Origin of the sequence: Streptomyces cinerochromogenes, from assembly GCF_014648635.1 — a bacterium.
Taxonomy (GTDB): Bacteria; Actinomycetota; Actinomycetes; order Streptomycetales; family Streptomycetaceae; genus Streptomyces; species Streptomyces cinerochromogenes.
The window spans coordinates 323,230-347,695 of record NZ_BMRM01000008.1 but is presented as its reverse complement, the minus strand read 5'-3'; the positions used below and the strand labels follow the sequence as shown (position 1 = coordinate 347,695).

Below are 24,466 nucleotides of genomic sequence, written 5' to 3'. Positions count from 1 at the left end.
TGAGCCAATGGACGCAGGTCACCTCGCGCAGGCGGCGAACTCCCCGGCCGGCTCCCGGCTCGGTTCTCCGGCCGATTCCGCCCCGGCCGATCCCCGGCCCGGCTCCCCGAACGGTTCCGCCCCGACCGGTTCCCGGCCTGATGCCCCGGCCGATCCCCGGCCTGACGCTCCGGCCGGCCCCGCACCGGCCGCCGCGTCAGCGCCCCGCGCGCTGCACGGTTCCTTCTCCCTCGACCTGGACTTCACGGTGGCGCGGGCCGAGGTCTTCCGCGGCTTCGCCGACCCCTCCCTGCGGCGCCGCTGGTTCCGCCTTCCCGGCCGATCCGCCACCGCCGAGCACGAGCTGGACTTCCGGGTCGGCGGCGGCGAGACCGCCCGCAACGTCTTCGTCTCCGGCGACACCGAGGAACACCTCGCCAACCGCTCCCGGTTCCTGCACATCGTGCCGGACACCCGGATCGTCTACGTCTACGAGGCCGAGGTCGACGGCAGCACCCGCTGGATCTCCCTCGTCACCGTCGAACTCGCCGACCTGCCCGTCGGCTCCCGCCTGACCTGGACCGAGCAGTACACCTGGCTCGTCCCCACCGGAGACGGCACCCAGGACGCCGCCCACCTGCGCGGCGGCACCCGCCTGCTGCTCAACGGCCTCACCGCGACGGTGGACCCCGGCCGCTACCGTCTCCCGCGCCTCTGACCGTCCTTACCTCCCAGGTCATCGATCCCGGGCCGGCCCGCGTGTCACGATCGTCGGCGTACGGAGCCCGACCGACCGGAAGGACACCATGCCCGCCTACGCCATAGCGCACCTGCGGGAAGCCGCCCCGCACCCGGAGATCGCCGAGTACATCGAGCGCATCACCGCCACCTTCCAGCCGTACGGCGGTCGCTTCCTCGTGCACGCCGCGCAGCACGAGGTCAAGGAGGGCAGCTGGCCCGGGCACGTCGTGGTGATCTCCTTCCCCGGGATCGCCGAGGCCCGGGCCTGGTGGGACTCACCCGCGTACCAGGAGATCGCCCCGCTGCGCTCGCGGCACATCGCCGGCGACATCATCCTGGTCCCCGGTGTCCCCGAGGACTACGACCCGGCCGGCACGGCGAAGGCGATGCGGGAGACCCTTCCCGTCGGGTGACGTGACACCGGCCGCGCCGGTCACCCCACCTCCTGGAGCAGGCGCAGGCGCAGGCGCCGTAAGGAACCCGTCAAGGCCGTACGGGCGGCCGTAAGAGAGGCGTCAACGGACGGCCGGATCCGGCCAGAGAAGCGGTTTCCTCTAATCGTCCGTTCTCACCGAACCTCACTCCAGGAGTTCACGATGGCCGATCTGGCCTTCGTCGTCGCCGTGCTCGCGGGATTCGCGCTGGTGGCCCTCGTCGCCAAGGGGGTGACGAAGCTGTGACCGCCGAGAACATCGTCGGCCTGGTCGTGGCCGTCGCCCTGCTGGGCTATCTCGTCCTCGCCCTGATCTTCCCGGAGAGGTTCTGAGCGCGCCCATGGGTCCCGTACTGGCAGGCGTGCTGCAACTGCTCGCCCTGACGGGCGCGCTGGCGCTCGTCCACATCCCCTTCGGCACCTGCATGGCCCGGGTCTACTCCTCGAAGAAACACCTGCGGGTGGAGAAGTGGATCTACAAGGGCATCGGTGCCGACCCCGACACCGAGATGGCCTGGCCCGCGTATCTGCGCGGTGTGCTGGCCTTCTCGCTGGTCGGTGTGCTCTTCCTCTACCTGCTCCAGCGGCTCCAGGGCGTGCTGCCCGGCTCGATGGGTTTCTCCTCGGTGAACCCGGCGCAGTCGTTCAACACGGCCGTCTCGTTCGTGACGAACACCAACTGGCAGTCGTACTACGGCGAGCAGAGCATGGGCCATGTCGTACAGACCGCCGGTCTGGCCGTGCAGAACTTCGTCTCCGCCGCCGTCGGCATGGCCGTCGCCGTGGCCCTCGTGCGCGGTTTCGCCCGGTCACGCACGGGCGAACTGGGCAACTTCTGGTCCGACCTGGTGCGCGGCACCCTGCGGATCCTGCTGCCGATCGCCGCCCTGGCCGCGGTGGTTCTGGTGGCCTGCGGTGCGATCCAGAACTTCTCCGGCGTCCACGAGGTCGGGCAGTTCATGGGCGGCCGGCAACAGTGGGGCGGCGGCGCGTACGCGTCGACGGAGGCCATCAAGGAGCTGGGCACGAACGGCGGTGGCCTCGCCAACGCCAACTCCGCCCACCCCTTCGAGAACCCGACCCCGTTCTCCAACCTGCTGGAGATCTTCCTGATCCTGGTGATCCCGTTCTCGCTGACCCGCACCTTCGGCGTGCTGGTCGGCAGCGTCAGGCAGGGCTACGCGATCCTCGCCACGATGTTCACCATCTGGCTCGGCTTCACCGCGCTGATGATGTGGACGGAGTTCGCCCACCACGGCCCGGCGCTCCAGGCGGCCGGCGGGGCGATGGAGGGCAAGGAGGTCCGCTTCGGTGTCGGCGGCTCCTCGATCTTCGCGGTGTCGACCACACTGACGTCGACGGGCGCGGTGGACTCCTTCCACTCCTCCTTCACCGGGCTCGGCGGCGGGATCACGATGCTGGGCATGATGCTGGGCGAGATCGCGCCCGGCGGGGTCGGCTCCGGGCTCTACGGCATGCTGATCATGGCGGTCATCGCGGTGTTCATCGCCGGTCTGATGGTCGGCCGTACGCCCGAGTACCTGGGCAAGAAGATCGGCGGCCGCGAGATGAAGCTCGCCGCCTGCTACATCCTCGTCACCCCTGCCCTGGTGCTGGTCTTCACCGCGGCCTCCATGGCGCTGCCGACCCCGCCGCACTCGATGCTGAACTCCGGCGCGCACGGGTTCTCGGAGGTGCTGTACGCGTTCACGTCGGCGGCGAACAACAACGGCTCGGCCTTCGCCGGGCTGAACGCGAACACCGACTGGTTCAACACCATGACCGGGTTCGCGATGCTGCTCGGCCGTTTCCTGCCGATGGTGTTCGTGCTGGCCCTGGCCGGCTCGCTCGCCGGACAGCAGCCCGTCCCGGCCACGGCGGGCACCCTGCGCACCGAGAAGCCGCTGTTCACCGGCCTGCTGGTCGGCGCGATCCTGATCATCACCGGTCTCACGTACTTCCCGGCCCTGGCACTGGGCCCGCTCGCCGAGGGGCTGGCGTGATGACCACCCGAACGGAGAACCACGAGGACGCGATGTCCACTCCCACCCTTGCGCCCCACCAGGACGCACCGACCGGGCACAGGCCCGCCGAGGGCCGTGTCGGAGCGGGCCTCTTCGAACCCGGGCAGTTGCTGAAGTCCCTGCCGGAAGCCTGCCGCAAACTCGACCCGCGGGTGATGGTCACGTCCCCCGTGATGTTCGTGGTGTGGATCGGCTCGGTCCTGACCACCGTCTTCTCCTTCCAGCACCCGGGCGACTGGTTCGGCTGGACCATCAGCGCCTGGCTGTGGCTGACGGTGATCTTCGCCAACCTGGCGGAGGCCGTGGCCGAGGGCCGGGGCAAGGCGCAGGCCGACACCCTGCGCAAGGCCAAGACCGACACCGTCGCCCGCCGGCTCCTGGCGGACGGCTCCGAGGAACAGGTCCCCGGCACCGCGCTGACCATCGGCGACCTGGTCGTCTGCGAGGCCGGCGACGTCATCCCCGGTGACGGTGACGTCGTCGAGGGCGTCGCCTCCGTGGACGAATCGGCCATCACCGGCGAGTCCGCCCCGGTCATCCGCGAGTCCGGCGGGGACCGCAGCGCCGTCACGGGCGGCACGAAGGTCCTGTCCGACCGGATCGTCGTCAGGATCACGACGCGGCCGGGGGAGACCTTCATCGACCGGATGATCAACCTGGTCGAAGGCGCCGCCCGGCAGAAGACGCCCAACGAGATCGCGCTGAACATCCTGCTGGCGTCGCTGACCATCGTCTTCCTGCTGGCCTGCGCCACCCTGCCCCCGCTCGCGAACCATGCGGGTACGCACCTGACCATGGTCGTCCTGGTCGCCCTGCTGGTCTGCCTCATCCCGACCACGATCGGCGCCCTGCTCTCCGCGATCGGCATCGCGGGCATGGACCGCCTGGTCCAGCGCAACGTGCTCGCCATGTCCGGGCGCGCGGTCGAGGCCGCCGGCGACGTCTCCACCCTGCTGCTGGACAAGACCGGCACCATCACCCTCGGCAACCGGCAGGCCGCCGAGTTCGTGCCCGTGAAGGGCACCACCGAGGCCGAGATCGCGGACGCGGCCCAGCTGTCGTCCCTCGCGGACGAGACGCCGGAGGGCCGCTCGATCGTCGTCCTCGCCAAGGAGAGGTACGGGCTGCGCGAGCGGCACCAGGGCGAGCTGGTCGGCGCCGAGTGGATCGAGTTCACCGCGCAGACCCGGATGTCGGGTGTCGACGTGGACGGCCGGAAGATCCGCAAGGGCGCCACGGCCTCGGTCATCGCCTGGGTCGAGGAGCGGGGCGGCACGGTCGCCGAGGACGCGGACCGGACGGCCGACCGGATCGCCGAGGAGGGCGGCACCCCGCTGCTGGTCGCCGTCGAGGACGGCGGGGGCGCCCGCGTGCTGGGCGTCGTCCACCTCAAGGACGTCGTCAAGGAGGGCATGCGGGAGCGGTTCGAGGAACTGCGCCGCATGGGCATCAAGACCGTCATGATCACGGGTGACAACCCGCTGACCGCCAAGGCGATCGCCGAGGAGGCGGGCGTCGACGACTTCCTCGCCGAGGCCACTCCCGAGGACAAGATGGCCCTCATCAAGCGGGAGCAGGCCGGCGGCAAGCTGGTCGCGATGACCGGTGACGGTACCAACGACGCGCCGGCCCTCGCCCAGGCGGACGTCGGCGTGGCGATGAACACCGGCACGTCGGCCGCCAAGGAGGCCGGCAACATGGTCGACCTCGACTCCAACCCCACCAAGCTGATCGAGATCGTGGAGATCGGCAAGCAACTGCTGATCACCCGGGGCGCGTTGACGACGTTCTCCATCGCCAACGACGTCGCCAAGTACTTCGCGATCATCCCGGCGCTGTTCGCGGCCGTCTACCCCGGCCTGGACAAGCTCAACATCATGCACCTGTCCTCGCCGAACTCCGCGATCCTGTCGGCGGTCGTGTTCAACGCGCTGATCATCATCGCGCTGGTGCCGCTGTCCCTGAAGGGCGTGCGGTACCGGCCCATGAGCGCCGACAGGATGCTGCGGCGCAACCTCGGCATCTACGGTCTCGGCGGCCTGGTCGCCCCGTTCATCGGCATCAAGATCATCGACCTGCTCATCTCCCTCGTCCCCGGGATCGGCTGACCGTCATGAACAACTCCCTCCTGCGAACCACCCGGTTGCTGGGCGCGGCCCTGCGCGCGCTGCTCGTGCTGACCGTGCTCACCGGCATCCTCTATCCACTGACCGTCACAGGCGTGGCCCAGGCACTCTTCCCCGGCAAGGCGAACGGCTCGGAGACCGAGGCGGACGGCAAGGTCGTGGGCTCGTCCCTGATCGGCCAACAGGGATACAGCCTGCGGTACTTCCAGCCCCGCCCCGCGCACGGCCTCGGGCAGAACTCGCTGAACACCCGGTACCGGCTCATCCTCTCCGGCGCGACCAACCTGGCCGCCGACAGCAAGGAGCTGACCAGGCAGGTCGAGGCCGCCAAGGCCGCCGTGGTGAAGGACAACTCGGTGCCCGGCCACCGGGTCAGGCCCTCGGACGTCCCCGCCGACGCCGTCACCTCCTCCGGCTCCGGCCTGGACCCGGACATCTCCCCGGCCTACGCCCGGCTCCAGGTCCACCGGGTCGCCGCGAGGAACGGCCTGCCCGTCACCGTGGTCGACAAGCTGGTCGAGGACCACACCACCGGCCGCACCCTCGGCTTCCTCGGCGAACCCCGCGTGAACGTCCTGGAACTCAACATCGCGCTCAGGGACCTCGTGGCGAAGCGGTGACGGGCCGGCGCCCGTGACGGGACCGCTCGGGGTGCGGCGCGCCGCACCGACGGCTCGGCACCCGCGCCCGGGACGACCTGGCCCGAGCCCGTACGGGCCGCACCGGGGTGTCACTTCAGGGGTCAGGCCGTCGTACGCGAAGCCGTCGTTCTTCTCGTCGTAGTACCAGCTGCACTGGCTGTCGCGGACGCCGTACACGGTCGGCGCGAACGGACCCTTGGCGCCCCAGCGGGAGCAGGGGTTGCCCCGGGTGGGTGATGTGGAGGAGGTGTGTGTGGGGGTCGGTGCGTGATCGTCCGTATATACGCTGCGTGTTAGCCTGCCCGCGGTCACGATCGGATGCATACGGGGGAGGCGCGGTGGGGTCGGACGGCTACCAGGTCAGGGCAGGTATGACCGGCCAGGCCCGGCAACTGGACGACGCCGGCAGGGACATGGACGCCGTCAGCTCGGCCGTCAAGGCGCGCATGAGCTACTCGTACGACGACGCCGGCGGCGAGGACGCCGCGTCGGCGCTGAACGCGTTCGTCAAGGCCTGGGAGGCGGAGTCCAAGACGCTGGCGTCGGCCCTGCACGAACTGGGCGGCAAGGTGCAGTTGGCCAAGAAGACCTACCACGACACCGACGGCCTGGTGAAGCAGCACGCGGACGGCGTCACCGTCGGCGGTACGAGCAGCCTGACCGACACATCGACGCAGGGCGGGCGCACCTCGGCCCTGTCGCGCTACTGAGGACCGGGCCGGTGTCGTTCTTCTCCTCTCCCCTCGACTCCCCTTCCCTGCGCCTCGAATGGCTCGCCGGGCTCTCCAAGAAGATGCTCGGGGCCGGCAGCAAGAACGAGCTCCTCGACCTGATCGACGACGCCCTCTCCGTGCCCCGGCCGGGCGGCGACCCGGGCCTGCTGGAGAGCCTGGCGAGCCTCTACCGCGGCCAGGTCGACCACGTCGGCAGCGTCTTCGACCAGGTCGACCGGGTGGGCCGCAAGGGCCTTCCGCAGGTGTGGGTCGGCGACACGAGCATCCTCGCCTCCGACGCGGTGAACGCCGCCGGCCGGTCCGCGACCCAGATGAGCGAGGCGTTCCAGGGCTGCGCGACGGTGCTGCTGACGCTGGCCGACGCGATCATCGCGGCGCAGAGCAAGGACGAGCAGGGCCGCGGACAGCTGCTGGAGCAGAAGAAGACGCTCGGCGGCAAGGACGGCTTCTTCGACGACCTGCACGAGAACGACGAGGAGGAGTGGGACCGCAAGAACGCCGCCCACTTCGGCTCCTTCGCGGTCGACCTGATGCACACCGCCGTCGCCGACGCGCAGGAGGCCACCCGCGTCGCGGCCCGGGAGCTGAACAAGTGGGCCGCCGAGGCACGGGCCGGAAAGATGGAGACCAGCGAACTCACCGCCGTCGACAAGCTGATGCTCGCCGACACCGGCGTCGCGGACGCCGACACCGAGCTCAACGAGATCCTCACACCCGGCGACCTGGCGCGCGCGTCGACCCGCATGGACCAGCTGAACCTCGACGACGAGACGGCCATGGAACGGATGCTGGCGCAGTCGGACAGCCCGCAGGAGCGGGCCTATCTGATGAAGGCCCTGGCCGCCGGTCACAGCGTCGCCGAGATCGGGACGTTCCAGAACAAGATCCACGGCAAGGACCCCGCCTGGCTGCGCCGGCACCTCACTCCGGTGGTCACCCGGAAGGACAGCATGAACGACGAGGGTCTGGCCCCGGACGGCTCGAACAACAACAAGGACTACGTCACGTTCGACGGCCAGCGGTGGATCCAGGGCGGCGACGGCTCCGAGGGCACCTGCGTGGCCTCGTCCACCGTCACGTCCCGGGCCATGGTCGACCCCCTCTACGCGCTCGACCTCACCGGCGGCCCCGACGGGCAGCAGGACGACCCCGAGGCCTTCAAGCAGCGCCTGGTGGCCGAGCAGCACCGGCTGCACACCGAAGGCGACGGCGGCAAGAACTGGGGCGGCATGGGCCCCGAGGGCCAGGAACGGATCAACGACTCCGCCGTCGGCAGTGCCACCGGCAGCGACTACGAGCGCCAGGACCTCAACAGCGCCGCCGACCGCAGGGCGGTCCTCACCCAGGTCGAGAAGTCGGTGGCGGAGGGACGGCCGGTGCCGGTCGACGTCTCGGGCAAGGAGGGTGCCCACGCCATGACGATCATCGCCCAGGAGGGTGACATGCTCCAGGTGTACAACCCCTGGGGCTCGACCACCTGGGTCAGCGAGGACGACTTCATCAACGGCCACATGGGCAAGGCTTCCAACAGTGATCTCCCCAATGCGTACAGCGTCTATCTTCCGCGGTAGCAGGGGCGGTGCCGCGCTCGCGGCGACCGCGCTCCTCGCTCTCGCCACGGGCTGCGGCTCGGGCACCGACGAACCGGCCGGCGGCCCCACGGGCACCGCGAGCCACCACGGGAGCCGTCCGACGAGCCACTCGGTGAAGGACACCAGCATCACCGCGAAGCCGGGCGAGCGCTTCACGCTCACCGTCCGCCAGAACGCCTCCACCCGCGAGTACTGGTACCTGGTCGACCCCAGGCCCGACACCTCGGTGCTGGTCAGCCGCGGTCACGCCTACGCGTCGGACTCCGGCGACGAGCCGATGGACGGCGCCGGCGGCCGGCTCACCTTCACCTTCGAGGCCAGGGGCAAGGGGACCACCCGGTTCACGCTGCTGCACTGCACCTTCTCCACCTGCCAGGGCAACACTTCCACCCTGCCCCCCGCGACGACCGGACCCTCCGCCACCCCGACCACGGGTGCGGCCACCCCGTCCCAGGCCCCCGAGCGCATCACCTACACCGTCACCGTCGACTGAGCCGCGGCGGACCAGCCAGATGAGACGAGACACCCGAGGCCCCGCCATGAACGACGACGCCCCGCACCCGCCGGACCGCACGGACGACGACGCCCCACACCCGCCGGACCGCACGGACGACGAACTGGCCCGGCTCGACATCACCGTCCTGCTGCGCTACGGCCTCACCGCCGAGCCCGGCCCCCGCCGCACCGCCCTGTTCGGTGACGGCGCCGCGGCCGCGGCCGTCATCCTCGACCGCCTCGGCACCGAGCCGCGCTCGGTCGCCTTCCTCGCCGACACCGTCCGCGCCGGCGGGCTGGCCCGCGCCGCGGAACTGCCCGAGCCCCTGCCCCGCCGGGAAGCGGCCGCCCTCGTACGGGAGTGGCTGCGGGCCGGCACCGAACTCGCGGGCGGAGTCGCCGCCGACGACACCGCGGCCACCTGGCTGCGTGCCGTCGCCACCATCATCGAACTGAAGCAGCTGACCCGGGCGCGGGGCCGGAGCACGTGATCCGAGTGGCCGACCGGACCTGCCCATCGTCGTAGCCTCCGCAGACCGCACCTGCCCTGCGGAAGCGGGCAGGAAGCAGTCGCACGGGGGGTCCTTCGGGCTCCGTACGATTTCTCCCCCCGCGGAATCCGGAGAAAGCCGTCGATGTGGGTAGTCGAAGGGGTGACCAGGTGACCGGCTCACGGCACGGCGACGAGAGGAGTCCGGTCCCCGGCGAGCCCCAGGAGGCCGGATGCGTCTCTGCCACAGTCGTCCCACCGACCCCGGCTACCGCCGCCTGCGACACGGGCGCGGCTTCCGGTACCTCGACGCCCGGGGCGAGCCGCTGCGCGACCCGACGGAACTGACCCGGATCCGGGAGTTGGTCATACCCCCGGCCTGGCGTGACGTGTGGATCTGCACCCGGGCCAACGGGCACCTCCAGGCGGTGGGCACCGACGCCGCCGGACGCCGCCAGTACCTGTATCACCCCCAGTTCCGCGCCGAACAGGAGCAGACCAAGCACGAGCACGTGCTCGATGTCGCCGAGGTCCTGCCCGTGGTGAGGGAGGCGGTCGAGGGACACCTGAGCGATCGGGGACTGAGCCGGCAGCGGGTCCTGGCCACGGCAGTACGCCTGCTCGACCTCGGTTTCTTCCGCGTCGGCAGCGACCGCTACACCGAACTGAACCACAGCTACGGCCTCACCACGCTGCTGCGCGAGCACTCCCGCTGCCAGGACGGTGCCGTGCTGTTCGCCTTCACCGGCAAGCACGGCAAGGAGATCACCAAGACGGTCACGGACCCCGCCGCCTGCCGCACCCTGACCGCGCTGCGGCGGCGCCGGGACGGGAGCGACCGGCTCCTGGCCTACCGGCAGCAGCACACCTGGCACGAGCTGAGCGGCGACGACATCAACGCCTACCTCAGGGAACTGGCCGGCCTGGACATCACCGCGAAGGACTTCCGCACCTGGCACGCCACCGTCATGGCCGCCGTGGCCCTCGCCGTCTCGGAATCCGTCGCGCGCAGCGAGACCGCCCGGCGCCGGGCCATCACCCGGGCGGCGCGCGAGGTGGCCGGGTACCTCGGCAACACCCCCGCGATCTGCCGCGCCTCCTACATCAACCCGCGGGTGATCGAGCTGTACGAGGAAGGCGTGACGGTCGCCGCCGCGCTGCCCCGGCTCGGCGACGGAGGCCCCTACGGCACCCCCGCCACGCAAGGCCCCGCCGAACGGGCCGTACTGCGCATGCTCCGGACCGGCCGCCCGCCCGAGGCCCGGTGAGCGCCGAGGAGGAGTCCTGCGCACGGGTGCTCCGGGGCAGCCAGGACCACGCCGAGGGCGTCGGCGCCCGGGGGCACCAGCGTCCTTCGGTGGAGTGAAGCGATGTCTCTCGGCCGGCCTCTGGGCACGGCGCGCCGTCTCGTGGGTGCGTTCCTACGTCAGAGTGTTGGTCAGGTGCGGGCCGATGTACCCGATGAAGATGCCGTGTTCCGTGCGGGCGCCGTCGTAGTAGTGCAGGCGGGGCGCGATCGTGTTGCCGCCGCCGACCCGCACGTGCGCCCCCATGAAAACCTTCCGCGCCGGATGCACACGTTCCGGCACGGGGAAGGTGCGCTCGCGGCGCCAGCCGGCATTGCCCTTCACCGACTTCGACTCGTCGCGCACGATCTTCCTCGGTGAGATCGTGCGCACCCCGTTCGGGACGTCCGAGCACCACTGCTTGAAGTCGCGGTCCGCCTGCCCCGCGGCGGCCGCCTCCGCGAAGTCCTGAAGCGCCAGCACCGCGTCCCAGGTCATGCGCACCCACGAGGATCCGTACGCCTGGGCGTCGAGTTCGACGGTTGTCTTGCGTGAGCCGGTGAAATGCAGTCGGGTCAGCCCGGCGACGCGGTCGAGAAGCTCCTCGAAGGACTCCGGTTCGTCGTCCGGCACCGAGACGGGGGTGTAGGCCGCCGCGCCGGCACCGATGGCCACCAGGTGTCGCTGAAGGGCCTGTACCTGTGCCCGGGCCTTGTGCAGTTCGTGGTACTGCTCGTCGTACTCGGCGATGAGCAGTGTCTCGTTGTCCTCCGCCTTGCGCAGTTCGTGTGTGAGGTCGCGGATCTCGTCGGCCCGCACGCGTTGCTCCCGGCCGGCCTCCTCCAGGATCTCCAGGAGCGCGATGTTCTCGTCGCGCAGCCGTTCCAGTTCCGGCGCGTGGGAGCCGCCGCGGGCTCGGGTCCGCATGACCGGCACCGAGTCCAGTTCGGCGGGCAGCGGGGTGCGGGTCGCCAGCCGCTGGGGCAGTTGGGCGAGGATCCGGCGGGAGTGGGACGGCCGTTCGGTGATCATCCGGCGGGACATCACCCGGTGCCGCAGTCCGTCCGCGGGCCATGCCGGATCGACGCCCGGCAGGTAGGTACGCACACCGCCGCCGTAGACCCGGTGGTACTCCAGAGCCCGGTTGAAGCCGGTCTCCGCCTCGGGAGGGAGGACGTAGAGGATGGCGAGTCCGGCCAGGGGGCGGACCAAGGGGTCCACCGTGTGCTCCAGCCAGGTGTCGAAGTCGACCCCGTACGGTGTGCTCGCCACCACGATCGGCAGGCGCCGCGTCTCGTCGCACAGCTCGTCGATGACCGCGTCGACGTCCGCGGCCTCGACCACCTGGGGCTGTGCGGTGACGTCGGCGAGGCCGTCACGCGCGTCGAGGACGTCCAGGAGACCGGCCGCGAGCCGTGGCGTCTTGGCCGGCACGGGCACCGCATCGGGGTCGTCCGGGAGGTGTTCGACGTCGAGCTGGACCCTGGTGGGGCTGTCACCGCTCCGGCGGATCAGCACGGTGGTCTGCCAGGTCCCGCCGGGCAGCGCCTCCCGTAGCCGCCAGCGTCCGTACGCCCCGGTGGTTCCCGTGGCCGAATCGTGGTCCAGGGTGACGCCGCGGGCTATCTCGTTGCGCCCCTCGGCGAAGGCGGCGACGTCGTACCCCTTCGGGGGCTCCTTGAGCCAGTGGCGCAGGCGGTCGTCGACCTGGGCGCCTGTGGTGACGTAGTCGAGTCCGCTGTCGACGACCATGCGGTAGCGGCGGGTGTCCAAGGGAAAGTCCTTGTGCTCCGGGGTGTGGGGGATCCGATCGGTACGGGACGCGGCACACACCCTCAGGTGTCCGCCGCCGACGCGGCGGACACCGTGTCCGGCCTCTCGCGCAGGGCCGCCAGCAGGGTGGTGACCTCCGGCAACCGGGTGCGGATCTCCGCTGTGGTCGGGGGCAGTTCCCCCGCGCGGTAGTGGCATGCGGTACTGAGCGCCGACCAGGTGGTGCGGCACCGGCGGGCGGTGTCGTGGCCCGCGTACCACTCCAGGCACAGCATCCGGTGCTTGCCGATCCGCGTCATCGACGGAGTGACCCGCTGCCAGTAGCCGTCCAGGGCCCGGTCGAGCGCCATGCGCAGCAGCACCGCGGCGGCACGGGCGCGCAGGCCGGGGCCCAGGGTGGGCACGGTGCCGGGCGCGGGGAGCAGGAGACGGTCGGCGGCCTTCACGAGGATCTCCGGTGAGGTACTCATCGGGCGCCTCCGGTGAGCTGAGCCCGGGCGCTGCCGCGGATCGCCGTCGCGAGCTTCCGGGTACGGCGGACGAGGTCCTTGCGGTCGTCGACGGTCGGCAGGGGAGTGTGGGCACCCGAGTTGAAGACCTCGATCAACGCCCAGCCCCCGGGACAGATCCACTCGACGGCCGCACGGGCGTGCTGCTGTTCGTCGCCGAGCAGGGCGAGGGCCGCGTACGACTTGGTGCGGTCAAGGCACTCCACGCGCTCCTCGACCGCCCGCAGCCCGAGACCCTTCTCGTCGCGGAGCCTGCGCCGCGCGGTCTCCAGGCAGGCGGCCTCCACCGCCACCCGGCACATGGCGGGCAGTACGTGATCGGCCACGTCCTGCGGCAGGCCGGGGTCCAGGGAGACGGCCCGCGCCTCACCGAGAGCCTGCTCCACCGGGTCGGTGAGCGTCTCCACGCCCACCACCGAGTCGGTCTGGCGGCTCACACCCAGGACGGTCGCCTTGATGCCGAGGTGTGCGACGGCCTGCTGGAGCCGCGTGTCGTGGGTGAACACGATCACCTGCCTGTCCCGGGCGCACGCGTCGAGGACGCGGGCCAGCCCCTCGACCTTCTCGGGGTCCATGGACTGCACGGGGTCGTCGATGACCAGGAAGCCGAACGGGCTGGCGGCGTGCGTGGCGCGCGGCAGGAAGAGGGAGAGCGCGAGGGAGTGCAGCTCGCCCTGGCTCATCACGCTGTAGGCGGGGGCGGACATGTCGTCGACGGAGACGTCCAGTACGACCCTGCCGCGCCCCGGTGTGCCGCCGAGGGTGACGGAACCGAGCGTGACGCTGCTGTGTTCGCACAGCTGCCGCCACACCTCCTGCGACCGCCGGGCGAAGGGACGCAGCCGCTCATCCCGCAGTTCGTCGATGATCGGCCGCAGCCAGGTCCGCGCCTTCCGCGCGTGCTTGCCCCGGTCGACCGCGGCCTCCTTGGCCTCCGCCGCGTCGGCCCACGCGGCGAGCCGTACGGCGAACGGCTGCCAGGCACCGTCGTGCTCGGCGAGCCGCCGGGCGGCCTCCTCACGCACCTGCCGGCACGTATCGTCCAGCGCGGCGGCGGCCCGCTCGACACGGTCCGCCAGCTCCCTGGGATGGGCGACGTCCCGGCACCGGGCCCACTCCTGCCACACCGCCGTGAGCGGGGAGCCCTCGCCCCGCAGCCACACCGGGACCGGCTGTACGAGGTCGTGCACGGCCCGAACCGAGACCGCCACCTTCTGCCGGGCGGCTTCGGCGTCCGCGGCCGCCGTCTGGAGCCGCTCCACCTCCCTCCGCGCCTGCTCGGCCCACGCCCGGTCCAGCCGGTCCTCGGCACCGCACACGGGACAGTCCGTGCCGCGGGAACGCCGCTGGTGCTCGATCGCCGCCTCCAGCAATCCGGCCAGGCGGCGGGCCTCCTCCGCGCTGCCGTACCGGGCCTCCTCGGCACCCGCGGCAGCCTCCCGCAGCCGGGCGACGGCCCCGCCGACCTCCGCCGGATCCGGCCCGGCGAGAGTGGCCTGCTGCCGCAGCCGGCCCAGCTCGGCCTCGGCGGCCGGAGCACGGCGCGCGAGCAGCGCACGCACCCGGCCGACGTCCGGCTTGGCCGTCGACAGCGCCTGTGCCGCCTCGCGGGCCCTGGGGTCGTCGAGCGTGCCCAGTTCGTCGAGGAGCCGCGCGGTGAGCGCGTCCGTGTGCTCGACCGTCTGTTTGCACCCGCTCACGGTGTCCTTGACCCGGGCGTCGAACTCGGCGAGCAGTTCGAGCCCGAGGAGCTTGAAGAAGGCGTCGTGCAGTCCGCCGAGCGTGCCGTTGATCATCGAACCGAGTTCGCTGTACGGCAGGAACGGCCGGGAGAGGTCCAGCGCCTCGGCGTCGACGACCTCCTCCAGTTTCCGCTCCGAGCCGTCTGGCCCCTCGACCCGGGTACGGGCCTCGTCGACCTTGGTCCCGTGCCAGGTCCGCCGTACGGTGACGGCTTCGCCCCGCTCACCAACGGACAGCACGAGGGAGACCTCGGGAGTGACATCGGGACTGTGCAGGTTGCGCCAGCCCTTCTGCCAGTCGGTGGCCCGCCGCCCGTCCCAGCGGGAGTTGCGCCCCGTGAGGGCGGTCTCGGCGGCTTCGGCGAAACTCGACTTGCCGGAGCCGTTCGGCCCCGCGACGATGACCAGCCCGGGCCCCGGCGGCAGTTCGAGGGTGGTCCGCGGACCGATGCCCCGCCACCCGGCCGCGGTGATGGACCGGAGCTGCACGGGCCCGACCCGCCCTCCGCCGCTCCTGGCCTGCTCCTCCGGCACGAGCTCGCGCAGCAGCTCCCGGACCGGAGGCGCAAGGTCCGAGTAGTGCAGGCGATCGACGAGAAGATCGCGGAGGGACGCGGGAGACTGATCGGTCATGGTCGATTCCCGGAGTGCGGGCGCGGCGGAGGGGGCCACGCGGGCTGCTGATGCGCTGTGTTGGCAGTTCGAGCATGGCCAATGCTTGTTAGCATCGTCAACGCGTTCACTGAATTCGGTAATTCGAATTTGTGTACGCTTCGCGGATCGAAAAGCCGCTGACGCGCAGGCAGGCGCTCGCTGAACGTGGCCGGACTCGGTGCGATCGGACTGTGCCGGGGTGACAGTTACGGCGTCGCATGGTTGCGGCGGTGCGGCCGGTGGAACGCCGCAGGGCGAGCTTCGCGCTCGCTGGGTCGGTTCTTGCGGCCCTGGAACGTCTCGCGTCCGAACGTGGCGTCGAAGGACCCGGCGAGCGTGTTGCCCGTGCTGGAACCGACAGCGCTCATCGACTCGCGGACGCCGGCCCCCCTCCGCGGCTGCCTCGGGAGCCGCTCGGTCGACCGTGTCGAGGTGGGCTGCTGTTCAATGGCCGGGTCGGGGGGGAGTGGTACGGAGGCCGAACGACAGAACGGGGGCGCTGGGGCTTGGGCACTGCCGTCGCCGAGTCATACGGTTCCGGCCCGGCTGCCGCCCCGCAGGGACCTGGCCCGGCGCCGGGGAGTGCACACTTCGCCACGTCCCGGGCGGCCGCCGAGGGCCGCCCGGGGTGTCGGGCTCAGGCGAGGTCGAACCGGTCGAGATTCATCACCTTGTTCCACGCCGTCACGAAGTCGCGCACGAACTTCTCTTCCGCGTCCCGGGACGCGTAGACCTCCGAGACGGCCCGGAGCTGGGAGTGCGCACCGAAGATCAGGTCGACGGCGGTGGCGGTCCACTTGACCTCGCCGGTGGCGCGATCCCGGCCTTCGAACACGTTCTCGTCCGTGGCCGACGCCTTCCACTCCGTGCCCATGTCGAGCAGGTTGACGAAGAAGTCGTTGGTCAGGACTCCCGGCCGGTGGGTGAAGACACCGTGGGGAGACCCCTGGAAACCGGTGTTCAGGGCCCGCATGCCGCCGATCAGCACCGTCATCTCGGGAGCGGTCAGCGTGAGCAGGTTGGCGCGGTCCAGCATGAGGGTCTCCGGCGACAGCTTCTCGCCCGCCGGAAGGTAGTTGCGGAAGGCGTCCGCCCTGGGCTCCAGCACGGCGAACGACGCCGCGTCGGTCTGCTCCTGGGAGGCGTCCGTACGCCCCGGTGCGAACGGGACCGTGATGTCGTACCCGGCGTTCCTCGCGGCCTGCTCGACGGCCGCGCACCCGCCGAGGACGATCAGGTCGGCGAGGGAGACCCGCGTTCCGTCGGTCCGGGAGAGGTTGAAGTCCTGCTGGATCCCCTCCAGCGTGCGCACTGCCTCCGTCACCTCGGGGACGTCGTTGAGCGCCCAGTCCTTCTGCGGCGCGAGCCGGATCCGTGCCCCGTTCGCCCCGCCGCGCTTGTCGGTGCCGCGGAAGCTCGCCGCCGACGACCAGGCGGTGGTGACCAGCTGGGAGCCGGAGAGCCCCGAGGCGAGGATCCGGTCCTTGAGGGCGGCGATGTCCTCGTCCCCGACCAGCTCGTGATCGACGGCGGGAACCGGGTCCTGCCACAGCTGCGGCTCGGGAATCCACGGGCCGAGGTAACGCGAAAGCGGTCCCATGTCGCGGTGCAGCAGTTTGTACCACGCCTTGGCGAACGCCACCGCCAGTTCGTCCGGGTTCTCGTGGAACCTCTTCGTGATCGGGCCGTAGACCGGGTCCACCTTCAGCGCGAGGTCCGTCGTCAGCATCATGGGCGCGTGCCGCTTCGACGGATCGTGGGCGTCTCGTACGGTGTCCCGGGCCGCGGGATCCGAGGGAGTCCACTGGTGGGCGCCGGCGGGACTGCTCGTCAGCTCCCACTCGTACCCGTAGAGATTGTCCAGATACCCGTTGTCCCACTGGGTCGGCTCGGTGGTCCACGCGCCCTCCAGGCCACTGGTGAGCGCGTGGGGGCCCGTGCCGCTGCCGTAGGTGTTCCGCCAGCCGAGGCCCTGCTGCTCGATGGGGGCAGCCTCGGGCTCCGGGCCGATGTAACTGGCTTCCACCGCGCCGTGGCACTTGCCGAAGGTGTGACCGCCGACGATGAGCGCGACCGTCTCCTCGTCGTTCATCGCCATGCGCCCGAACGTCTCCCGGATGTCCTGGGCGGCGGCCACCGGGTCCGGGTTTCCGTTGGGCCCCTCCGGATTGACGTAGATCAGTCCCATCTGTACGGCGGCGAAAGGACCGGTGAGTTCCCTGTCGCCGCTGTAGCGCTCATCTCCGAGCCATGTGTCCTCAGGCCCCCAGAAGATCTCCTCGGGTTCCCAGATGTCCTCTCGTCCGAAACCGAACCCGAACGTCTTGAACCCCATGGATTCCATGGCACAGTTCCCGGCGAAGACCAGAAGATCGGCCCAGGAGATCTTCCGGCCGTACTTCTGTTTCACCGGCCACAGCAGACGGCGCGCCTTGTCCAGGCTCGCGTTGTCCGGCCAGCTGTTGAGGGGGGCGAAGCGCTGTGCGCCGCTGCCGCCACCGCCGCGGCCGTCCGCGATGCGGTACGTTCCCGCGGCATGCCAGCTCATCCGGATGAAGAGCGGTCCGTAGTGACCGTAGTCGGCGGGCCACCAGTCCTGGGATGTCGTCATCATCTCGAAGACGTCACGCTTCAGCGCGTCGACGTCGAGGGTCGCGAACTCCTTCGCGTAGTCGAAGTCCTCGTCCATCGGGTTGGCTCGGGGCGAGTGCTGGTGGAGAACCTGGAGGTCCAGCTGATTCGGCCACCAGTCCCTGTTCGTCCTGGGCCGCCGAGTCGGTGTGGGCGTCGGTGACGGGATTACTGGATTCTCGCTTTCACTGCCGGACATGCCCGTCCTTCTTCCTGTCTCGTGTTCCTTCTGCCGGCTGTCGCTCTTGACGTCGTTGGTTTTGCTGGTGTCGAGCACGCCGACCCGCACCATCGACGTGCCGTGGCGCCCACCGGCCGGAAAATGCGCTGTGCCGCTTCCGTATGGTCGCGCACCTCAGACCACACCTCTATGAAACACGCGGAACACCCCGCATGACAGAGGTGAGAGAAAGGGGGACAGGAGAAGGGGTGGCAGAGATGGGAGAAGGGGCGGCCTTTCTCCGCCGTGCCGATTTCCGAAGCAAGCCGAATCGAATACGACAGCCCCTGTGCCGTTGCTGGTGATCCCCGGGTCGGGCGCCCGGTGGGTGCCGCGTCAGGAGCGGGACGAGGGTTCGCGGACGCGGGGCTTGGCCCATCTCTAAGCGACTGCTTAGTATCTACTCGGGCGGGACCAGCCTGCCCGTGCCACCCCTCCCCGCAGGAGTCCGCTGGTACCTCACTGTTCTCCCTCCCCGACAGAACCTCCCCCGTGACCGGCCCCTTCGAGTCCAGGATGACGGCCGCCACCCTGGACGCCACGGGTGAGGCGACCGCGGAGTCGGCTCCGCTGCGCCGGATCGGGCGGCCGGACGACCTGGCGGGCGTCGCCGTCCATCCGGCCAGCCGTGCGGGCGCCTACGTCACCGGCCCCGCCATCCCCGTCGACGGCGGCCTCGGCACCACGGTCTGACCGGCCGGCGACAGCTCCCCTCCCCGTGGCACAAACAGCCCGTGGCACAAACAGCCCGTGGCACAAACAACCCGTGGCACGAGCAACCCGTGACACCAACAACCCCCGAACCCGAGAAGAAGAACACCATGGCCTCCCTCCTGCTCTCCCGCCGCGACCTCGACTTCCTGCTGCACGAGTGGCTCGAGGTCGAATCCCTGACCGCGCGCCCCCGCTTCGCCGACCACTCGCGCGAAACCTTCGACGCGGTACTGGATCTCGGCGAGACGATCGCCACCCGGCACTTCGCCCCGCACAACAAGAAGAACGACACCCAGGAGCCCCGCTTCGACGGCGAGCGCGTGCACGTCATCCCCGAAGTCGGAGAGGCCCTGAAGGTCTTCGCCGGCGCCGGGCTGATCGGCGGGGGCATGGACCACGAGGTGGGCGGCATGCAGCTGCCCAGCGTGGTGGCCAACGCCTGCTTCGCCTGGTTCCAGGCGGCCAACGTGGGAACGGCCGCCTATCCCTTCCTCACCATCGGCAACGCGAACCTGCTGCTGGCCCACGGCACCCCCGGGCAGATCGACACCTACGTCCGCCCGATGGTCGAGGGCCGCTTCTCCGGGACCATGTGCCTGTCGGAACCCCAGGCGGGATCCTCGCTGGCCGACGTGCGCACCCGCGCGGAACGGGCCGACGACGGCACCTACCGCCTGTTCGGCAACAAGATGTGGATCTCGGCCGGCGACCACGAACTGACGGAGAACATCGTCCACCTGGTCCTGGCCAGGATCCCCGGCGGCCCGCCCGGGGTGAAGGGGCTCTCGCTCTTCATCGTCCCCAAAATCCTGGTGGGGGCCGACGGAACGCTCGGCGAGCGCAACGACGTCGCCCTGGCCGGCCTCAATCACAAGATGGGCTGTCGAGGGACGACCAACACGCTGCTGAACTTCGGTGAGGGCGTCTTCCGGCCCGGCGGAGCCCCCGGTGCCGTCGGCTTCCTGGTCGGGGAGCCCCACCGCGGACTGTCCTACATGTTCCACATGATGAACGAGGCCCGCATCGGTGTCGGCCTCGGTGCGACGGCGCTCGGTTACACCGGCTACCTGCACGCCCTGGACTACGCGCGCACGCGGCCCCAGGGGCGCCCGCTCGCGGCCAGGGACGCCACCACCCCCCAGATCCCGATCGTCGGGCACCCCGACGTCCGGCGCATGCTGCTCGCCCAGAAGTCGTACGTCGAAGGCGCGCTGGCTCTCATCCTGTACTGCGGGCGGCTGCTGGACGATGAGCGCACCGCCCCGACGGCCGACGAGCGGGCCCGCGCCGGTCTGTTGCTGGACATGCTCACCCCGATCGCCAAGAGCTGGCCTTCCCAGTGGTGCCTGGAGGCCAACAACCTCGCCATCCAGGTCCACGGCGGCTACGGCTACACCCGCGAGTACAACGTCGAGCAGTTCTACCGGGACAACCGCCTCAACCCCATCCACGAGGGGACGCACGGCGTCCACGGCCTCGACCTGCTGGGCCGGAAGGTCGTCATGGACGGCGGCGCGGGGCTCCGCCTGCTCATCGAGACCATCTCCATGACGACCGCCCGCGCGGCGGCCGCGGACGACCGGACCGCCGGCTTCGGACGACAGCTGGACGCCTCCGTCGCCCGCGTCGCCGCCGTGACACGGCGCCTGTGGGAGGCCGGCGACGCCGAGACCGCCCTCGCCAACGCCTCGGTCTACCTGGAGGCCGTGGGACACGTCGTGGTCGCCTGGATGTGGCTGGAGCAGATGCTGGCCGCCGCCGGACACAGCGGCGCCTTCTACGAGGGCAAGCGCCGGGCGGGTCAGTACTTCTTCCGGTACGAACTGCCCCGCACGCAGGCGCAGTTCGCACTGCTGGAAAGCCTCGACCGCACCACCCTCGACATGCCCGCGGACTGCTTCTGAGTCTGCCTCTGCGACCGGACCTGTGGGCCCGTCCGGTGCTACGGCGCGGTGGGCAGGTGGGGGGAGCGGAGTACGAGCAGGGTGATCTCGCTGGGGGCGAAGACGCGGAACGGCGGTCCCCAGAAGCCGGTGCCGCGGCTGGTGTAGAGGAGGGTGCGGGTGCCGTGGTGGCTGAGGCCGGCGAGGGCGGGCTGGTCGATGCGGACCAGGTGGTGGAAGGGCCAGATCTGGCCGCCGTGGGTGTGGCCGGAAAGCTGGAGGTCGACACCGGCGGCTGCCGCCCGGCCGATGAACTTGGGCTGGTGTGCCAGGAGCAGGACGGGCAGGTCGGGATCCGTGCCGTTCAGGGCTCCGGCGAGGTGGGCGCGGTGGCCCGCCAGACCGGAGGACTCGGCGGTGACGTCGTCCACGCCGGCGACCACGAGGGTGTCGCCTCCGCGTTCGAGCAGCAGGTGGCGGTTGCGCAGCGGCTCCCAGCCCAGCTCGTCCATCAGGTCGACCCAGCCCTGGGCCTCGCTGTAGTACTCGTGGTTGCCGGTGACGTACACGCGGGCACGGGTGGCCCGCACGGTACCGAGTGGGACGGCCTGGGCGCGGCGGCGTTCGGCCGTGCCGTCCGCGATGTCGCCGGTGTGGCAGACCAGGTCGGCCTCCAGGCTGTTCACCCTCTCGCACACCCGCGCCGACCAGCGGGCGCGATCGAGTGGGCCGTAGTGGGTGTCGGTGAGGAGGACGACACGCAGGCCGTCCAGTCCGGCGCCCAGCCGCGGGAGTTGCACGTCGAGTCGGCGCACGCGGGGAACGCGGCGGGCCTCGGCGTACCCCCAGGCGAGCAGTACGGCGGTGACGCCGAGGACGGCCCAGGTGACGATCCGGGCCCGGTCATGGCTCTCGCCGACGCCGGCCGCGGTCAGGGCGAGCCGCAAGAGGACGCCGAGCAGAACGGACCAGGTGAACAGGACCCAGCTGGTGCCCAGCAGGGTGTCACCGACGATCGCCGCCCGGTCCTGCTGGCGCCGGCCGTGGCCGCGGACCATCGCGAGCGGCATACACATGAGGCCGAGGACGAACAGGACGGTGCCGGCCAGTGCGACGGGCAGCGGCCAGTGCTGGCCGGTGTACAGGAGCACCCAGCAGGGCACGGCCCACAACAGGACGGGGGCGACCAGGGGGAGGAAGCGCATCAGGCGGTGCAGCCGGCTCCGCCGCGGCGCCTGCGCCTCACCGTCGGCGGGCCGGGTGTTGCTGGTGGTGGTCACGCTTGCCCTCCCTGACCAGGCTGCCGTCCCGCGCACTGTATCCGGTCGCCCTCGGGCCGGGCGGACCGGACGGTCACGAGCACGGCCCCTTGGGGCGAAGGGTCGGGGCCGGTCGGTGTCCGGCTTGCCGACCCTGTACCGCGTCCACGTGCGGCGACCACCACCGATACCGGTCCGGTGAGACAGGAGTGGGGCTGCCGGGCTTCGCCGGAAGGGCTGCCGGGCTGCGTCGGTGCACGCGCGAGGGGCGATCGGTATCACGGGCGATGGCGCGCCTTGTGTTATCGTTGTGCGTTTGCGTGGTCGTCGCGGTAGGCGTTCTGCCCGTTCGGTTCCGCTTGTGCGTGGGCTGGACCAGCCTGCCGGGCCTTCCTCGGTTCGTTCCTCTGCGGAAGGCTGTTCATGAAGCACCCCGATGACTCCGGCATCGCTCACGGCGGTCCCGCCCGGCCCGAGGCCACGATCCCGGCGCTGCCCCCGGCCGTCTCCTTCGCCGGTCTGGAACTGCCGGCCGGGGTGCTGCGGACACTGAGCCGACTCGGGATGCGTGAACTTTTTCCGATCCAGGCCGCCACACTTCCCGATGCCCTGAAGGGGCGCGACGTCCTGGGACGTGGACGCACCGGATCGGGCAAGACGCTCGCCTTCGGCCTGCCGCTGCTGACGCGCACGGCCGGGCGGCGCGCCGAACCGAAGCAGCCGTACGCTCTGATCCTCGTGCCCACCCGGGAGCTGGCCCAACAGGTCACCGAGGCGCTGACGCCGTACGCCGAGGCCCTGCAGGTGCGGATGGCCACGGTCGTCGGCGGCATGTCGATCGGCCGGCAGGTCGCCGCGCTGCGCCAGGGAGCCGAGGTGGTCGTCGCCACCCCCGGCCGCCTGCACGACCTGATCGAGCGCAACGCCTGCCGCCTGGGACGGGTGAGGATCACCGTGATGGACGAGGCCGACCAGATGTGCGACCTGGGATTCCTGCCGCAGGTCGTCGACGTCCTTGACCAGGTACACCCCGACGGTCAGAGGATGCTGTTCTCGGCCACTCTGGATCGCGACGTCGATCTGCTGGTCCGCCGCTACCTGCACGACCCCGTCGTCCACTCGGTCGACCCGCCCGCGGGCACGGTCACGACGATGGAGCACCACGTTCTGGTCGTCCACGGCCCCGACCGCTACGCCGTCGTCACGGAGATCGCCGCCCGCGACGGCCGCGTACTGCTGTTCCTCGACACCAAGCACTCCGTCGACCAGCTCACCCGGCACCTGCGGGCCAGCGGGGTGCACGCCGGGGCCCTGCACAGCGGCAAGTCCCAGCCGCAGCGCACACGGACTCTGGCGCAGTTCAAGAACGGCGAGATCACCGCTCTGGTGGCGACCAACGTCGCGGCCCGTGGCCTGCACGTCGACGGCCTCGATCTCGTGGTCAACGTCGACCCGCCCACGGACCCCAAGGACTATGTGCACCGGGCCGGCCGCACCGCCCGCGCCGGCGAGTCCGGCAGCGTGGTCACGCTCGTGCCGGCGGGCCAGCGCCGCGAGACGAGCCGCATGATGGCCGAGGCCGGCATCGAGCCGACCGTCACCAAGGTGCGCTCGGGCGAGGCGGAGCTGAGCCGGATCACCGGCGCCAGGACTCCCTCCGGCACCCCGCTCGACGGCGGGCCCGCCGTCCCCCGGCCCAAGAACAGCAACGCTCCCTTCCGCGGCCTCGGCACCAGCAAGGACACCTCCCGCGGTGCCCGCGGCACGTCCCGCAAGGCCGGCGAGGCCCGCAAGCTCGCCGAGGCCCGCAAGGCCGCCCGCGTCCGTCGCAGCGGCTGAGACCCACTTGCCCTGTCCGCGAGTCTCGTCACCACGGGATCGACAGCCCTGAGCCCGTCCCGAAACGGAACAGGATGATGTTGTCGGCGTCCCGGGCCTCGCCCGGCATGACAAGCTGTGCTGGCCCACCCCCGAACCCAGGAGGTCACCATGACCGCAGAGCCCGTATCTACGGAAGGTTCGGAGCCGGCTGCCCCGGAGACGTCCCCTCTGGAGCCGGACAGCGACGGCAACTACGACCTCAAGCGCAAGTTCCGTGAAGCCCTGGAGCGCAAGCGCGGTGCGCAGGGGGACGCGGCCGATGTCGGCGCCAACCCGGATGCGTCCAAGGTGCGCGCAGCGCACGGCCCGGCTGCGAGCCAGCGGTCGTTCAGGCGCAAGAGCGGCGGCTGAGTCGATCAGTCCCGCAGTCCGGCCGCCTCAGCGGCACTCTGCGTGCCTCGCGCGCGTGCGGCGTCCGGGCACGCGCCCGGCCCGTCCGGCCGGGCCGGAGGGGGCAGGGGAAACGGTGACACCGCGGCCGGGTGGCGAGACGGACGAGTTCGGCAACCGCTGCGAGGGAGTCCGGACGATGGGGAGCATCCGCCATGGTGCCCTTGCCATGGGCGTCCCGGTAACGGCTCGGGCCGGCCGCACCGGTTGTCGCCGGGCAGCCCCGCGACGACAACCGGGCCGGCGGGTCGTACCGGCCTCGTGCGGCC

20 protein-coding genes are annotated in these 24,466 nt (G+C 71.0%); 15 read left to right on the top strand and 5 right to left on the bottom strand.

Features of this window, described 5'->3' with window-relative positions; genetic code table 11:
- Positions 1-7 precede the first annotated feature (7 nt).
- From IEZ20_RS18235 to IEZ20_RS18185, 11 genes are all read left to right on the top strand, one after another.
- Complete coding sequence (locus IEZ20_RS18235) at positions 8-697, top strand: SRPBCC domain-containing protein (protein ID WP_229896124.1); 690 nt, start codon at positions 8-10, stop codon at positions 695-697.
- A gap of 88 nt (positions 698-785) precedes the next feature.
- Complete coding sequence (locus IEZ20_RS18230) at positions 786-1,133, top strand: DUF1330 domain-containing protein (RefSeq protein WP_189299817.1); 348 nt, start codon at positions 786-788, stop codon at positions 1,131-1,133.
- A 263-nt stretch (positions 1,134-1,396) separates the two neighbouring features.
- Entirely contained in the window at positions 1,397-1,486 is a 90-nt protein-coding gene (gene kdpF / locus IEZ20_RS18225) for a K(+)-transporting ATPase subunit F (protein ID WP_016434100.1), read from the top strand.
- Positions 1,487-1,494: 8 nt separating this feature from the next.
- Positions 1,495-3,156 (top strand): potassium-transporting ATPase subunit KdpA, encoded by a 1,662-nt coding sequence (gene kdpA, locus IEZ20_RS18220; protein WP_189299815.1) that lies wholly within the window; start codon positions 1,495-1,497, stop codon positions 3,154-3,156.
- Positions 3,156-5,285, top strand: a complete 2,130-nt coding sequence (gene kdpB / locus IEZ20_RS18215; protein WP_189299811.1) for a potassium-transporting ATPase subunit KdpB — start codon at positions 3,156-3,158, stop codon at positions 5,283-5,285. The genes kdpA and kdpB overlap by 1 nt, the downstream gene beginning before the upstream one ends.
- A gap of 5 nt (positions 5,286-5,290) precedes the next feature.
- The gene (locus IEZ20_RS18210; protein ID WP_189299809.1) at positions 5,291-5,923 is read left to right on the top strand and encodes a potassium-transporting ATPase subunit C; all 633 of its coding nucleotides are present in this window, start codon (positions 5,291-5,293) and stop codon (positions 5,921-5,923) included.
- A 392-nt stretch (positions 5,924-6,315) separates the two neighbouring features.
- Positions 6,316-6,654 carry a hypothetical protein gene (locus IEZ20_RS18205; protein WP_229896123.1) on the top strand — a complete coding sequence of 113 codons (339 nt, stop codon included), beginning with the start codon at positions 6,316-6,318 and terminating at the stop codon, positions 6,652-6,654.
- An 11-nt stretch (positions 6,655-6,665) separates the two neighbouring features.
- Complete coding sequence (locus tag IEZ20_RS18200; protein WP_189299805.1) at positions 6,666-8,249, top strand: peptidoglycan-binding protein; 1,584 nt, start codon at positions 6,666-6,668, stop codon at positions 8,247-8,249.
- Positions 8,221-8,763, top strand: coding sequence for a protease inhibitor I42 family protein (locus tag IEZ20_RS18195; protein WP_189299803.1), 543 nt, complete (start codon positions 8,221-8,223; stop codon positions 8,761-8,763). Before IEZ20_RS18200 ends, IEZ20_RS18195 begins: the two co-directional genes overlap by 29 nt.
- A 46-nt stretch (positions 8,764-8,809) precedes the next feature.
- Positions 8,810-9,256: a hypothetical protein gene (locus IEZ20_RS18190; RefSeq protein WP_189299800.1), complete on the top strand. Its 447-nt coding sequence runs from the start codon at positions 8,810-8,812 to the stop codon at positions 9,254-9,256.
- Between the two features lie 232 nt (positions 9,257-9,488).
- Positions 9,489-10,523: a DNA topoisomerase IB gene (locus IEZ20_RS18185; protein WP_189299798.1), complete on the top strand. Its 1,035-nt coding sequence runs from the start codon at positions 9,489-9,491 to the stop codon at positions 10,521-10,523.
- 153 nt (positions 10,524-10,676) lie between these two features.
- Here IEZ20_RS18185 and IEZ20_RS18180 read toward each other — a convergent pair whose 3' ends face one another.
- From IEZ20_RS18180 to katG, 4 genes are all read right to left on the bottom strand, one after another.
- Entirely contained in the window at positions 10,677-12,314 is a 1,638-nt protein-coding gene (locus IEZ20_RS18180; protein ID WP_189299796.1) for a hypothetical protein, read from the bottom strand.
- A 62-nt stretch (positions 12,315-12,376) separates the two neighbouring features.
- Positions 12,377-12,784, bottom strand: coding sequence for a hypothetical protein (locus IEZ20_RS18175; RefSeq protein WP_189299793.1), 408 nt, complete (start codon positions 12,782-12,784; stop codon positions 12,377-12,379).
- Complete coding sequence (locus tag IEZ20_RS18170; protein ID WP_189299791.1) at positions 12,781-15,198, bottom strand: ATP-binding protein; 2,418 nt, start codon at positions 15,196-15,198, stop codon at positions 12,781-12,783. The genes IEZ20_RS18175 and IEZ20_RS18170 overlap by 4 nt, the downstream gene beginning before the upstream one ends.
- Positions 15,199-15,856: 658 nt before the next feature.
- Positions 15,857-18,049: a catalase/peroxidase HPI gene (katG, locus tag IEZ20_RS18165; RefSeq protein WP_189299777.1), complete on the bottom strand. Its 2,193-nt coding sequence runs from the start codon at positions 18,047-18,049 to the stop codon at positions 15,857-15,859.
- Between the two features lie 513 nt (positions 18,050-18,562).
- On the opposite strand from katG, the gene IEZ20_RS18160 reads away from it, so the two are divergent.
- Positions 18,563-18,763, top strand: coding sequence for an SDR family oxidoreductase (locus IEZ20_RS18160; protein WP_373303941.1), 201 nt, complete (start codon positions 18,563-18,565; stop codon positions 18,761-18,763).
- 128 nt (positions 18,764-18,891) lie between these two features.
- Positions 18,892-20,688, top strand: a complete 1,797-nt coding sequence (locus IEZ20_RS18155; protein ID WP_189299912.1) for an acyl-CoA dehydrogenase — start codon at positions 18,892-18,894, stop codon at positions 20,686-20,688.
- A 38-nt stretch (positions 20,689-20,726) separates the two neighbouring features.
- Here the strand turns inward: IEZ20_RS18155 and IEZ20_RS18150 are convergent, their stop codons facing one another.
- Positions 20,727-21,947 (bottom strand): metallophosphoesterase, encoded by a 1,221-nt coding sequence (locus tag IEZ20_RS18150; RefSeq protein ID WP_189299766.1) that lies wholly within the window; start codon positions 21,945-21,947, stop codon positions 20,727-20,729.
- Positions 21,948-22,349: 402 nt separating this feature from the next.
- Here IEZ20_RS18150 and IEZ20_RS18145 point away from each other — a divergent pair, with 402 nt between their 5' ends.
- Together IEZ20_RS18145 and IEZ20_RS18140 are read left to right on the top strand one after the other, a co-directional pair.
- Positions 22,350-23,765 carry a DEAD/DEAH box helicase gene (locus IEZ20_RS18145; RefSeq protein WP_189299762.1) on the top strand — a complete coding sequence of 472 codons (1,416 nt, stop codon included), beginning with the start codon at positions 22,350-22,352 and terminating at the stop codon, positions 23,763-23,765.
- Between the two features lie 150 nt (positions 23,766-23,915).
- A complete protein-coding gene (locus IEZ20_RS18140) occupies positions 23,916-24,158 on the top strand; it encodes a DUF5302 domain-containing protein (RefSeq protein ID WP_189299760.1) in 243 nt (80 codons plus the stop codon).
- The last annotated feature ends 308 nt before the right edge of the window (positions 24,159-24,466 follow it).

Bases quoted from the DNA above. Each gene is read 5' to 3' on its own strand.
- IEZ20_RS18235 (WP_229896124.1), top strand. From the start codon at position 8: ATGGACGCAGGTCACCTCGCGCAGGCGGCGAACTCCCCGGCCGGCTCC.
- IEZ20_RS18230 (WP_189299817.1), top strand. From the start codon at position 786: ATGCCCGCCTACGCCATAGCGCACCTGCGGGAAGCCGCCCCGCACCCG.
- kdpA (WP_189299815.1), top strand. From the start codon at position 1,495: ATGGGTCCCGTACTGGCAGGCGTGCTGCAACTGCTCGCCCTGACGGGC.
- kdpB (WP_189299811.1), top strand. From the start codon at position 3,156: ATGACCACCCGAACGGAGAACCACGAGGACGCGATGTCCACTCCCACC.
- IEZ20_RS18210 (WP_189299809.1), top strand. From the start codon at position 5,291: ATGAACAACTCCCTCCTGCGAACCACCCGGTTGCTGGGCGCGGCCCTG.
- IEZ20_RS18205 (WP_229896123.1), top strand. From the start codon at position 6,316: ATGACCGGCCAGGCCCGGCAACTGGACGACGCCGGCAGGGACATGGAC.
- IEZ20_RS18195 (WP_189299803.1), top strand. From the start codon at position 8,221: ATGCGTACAGCGTCTATCTTCCGCGGTAGCAGGGGCGGTGCCGCGCTC.
- IEZ20_RS18190 (WP_189299800.1), top strand. From the start codon at position 8,810: ATGAACGACGACGCCCCGCACCCGCCGGACCGCACGGACGACGACGCC.
- IEZ20_RS18185 (WP_189299798.1), top strand. From the start codon at position 9,489: ATGCGTCTCTGCCACAGTCGTCCCACCGACCCCGGCTACCGCCGCCTG.
- IEZ20_RS18175 (WP_189299793.1), bottom strand. From the start codon at position 12,784: ATGAGTACCTCACCGGAGATCCTCGTGAAGGCCGCCGACCGTCTCCTG.
- IEZ20_RS18170 (WP_189299791.1), bottom strand. From the start codon at position 15,198: ATGACCGATCAGTCTCCCGCGTCCCTCCGCGATCTTCTCGTCGATCGC.
- katG (WP_189299777.1), bottom strand. From the start codon at position 18,049: ATGTCCGGCAGTGAAAGCGAGAATCCAGTAATCCCGTCACCGACGCCC.
- IEZ20_RS18155 (WP_189299912.1), top strand. From the start codon at position 18,892: ATGGCCTCCCTCCTGCTCTCCCGCCGCGACCTCGACTTCCTGCTGCAC.
- IEZ20_RS18145 (WP_189299762.1), top strand. From the start codon at position 22,350: ATGAAGCACCCCGATGACTCCGGCATCGCTCACGGCGGTCCCGCCCGG.
- IEZ20_RS18140 (WP_189299760.1), top strand. From the start codon at position 23,916: ATGACCGCAGAGCCCGTATCTACGGAAGGTTCGGAGCCGGCTGCCCCG.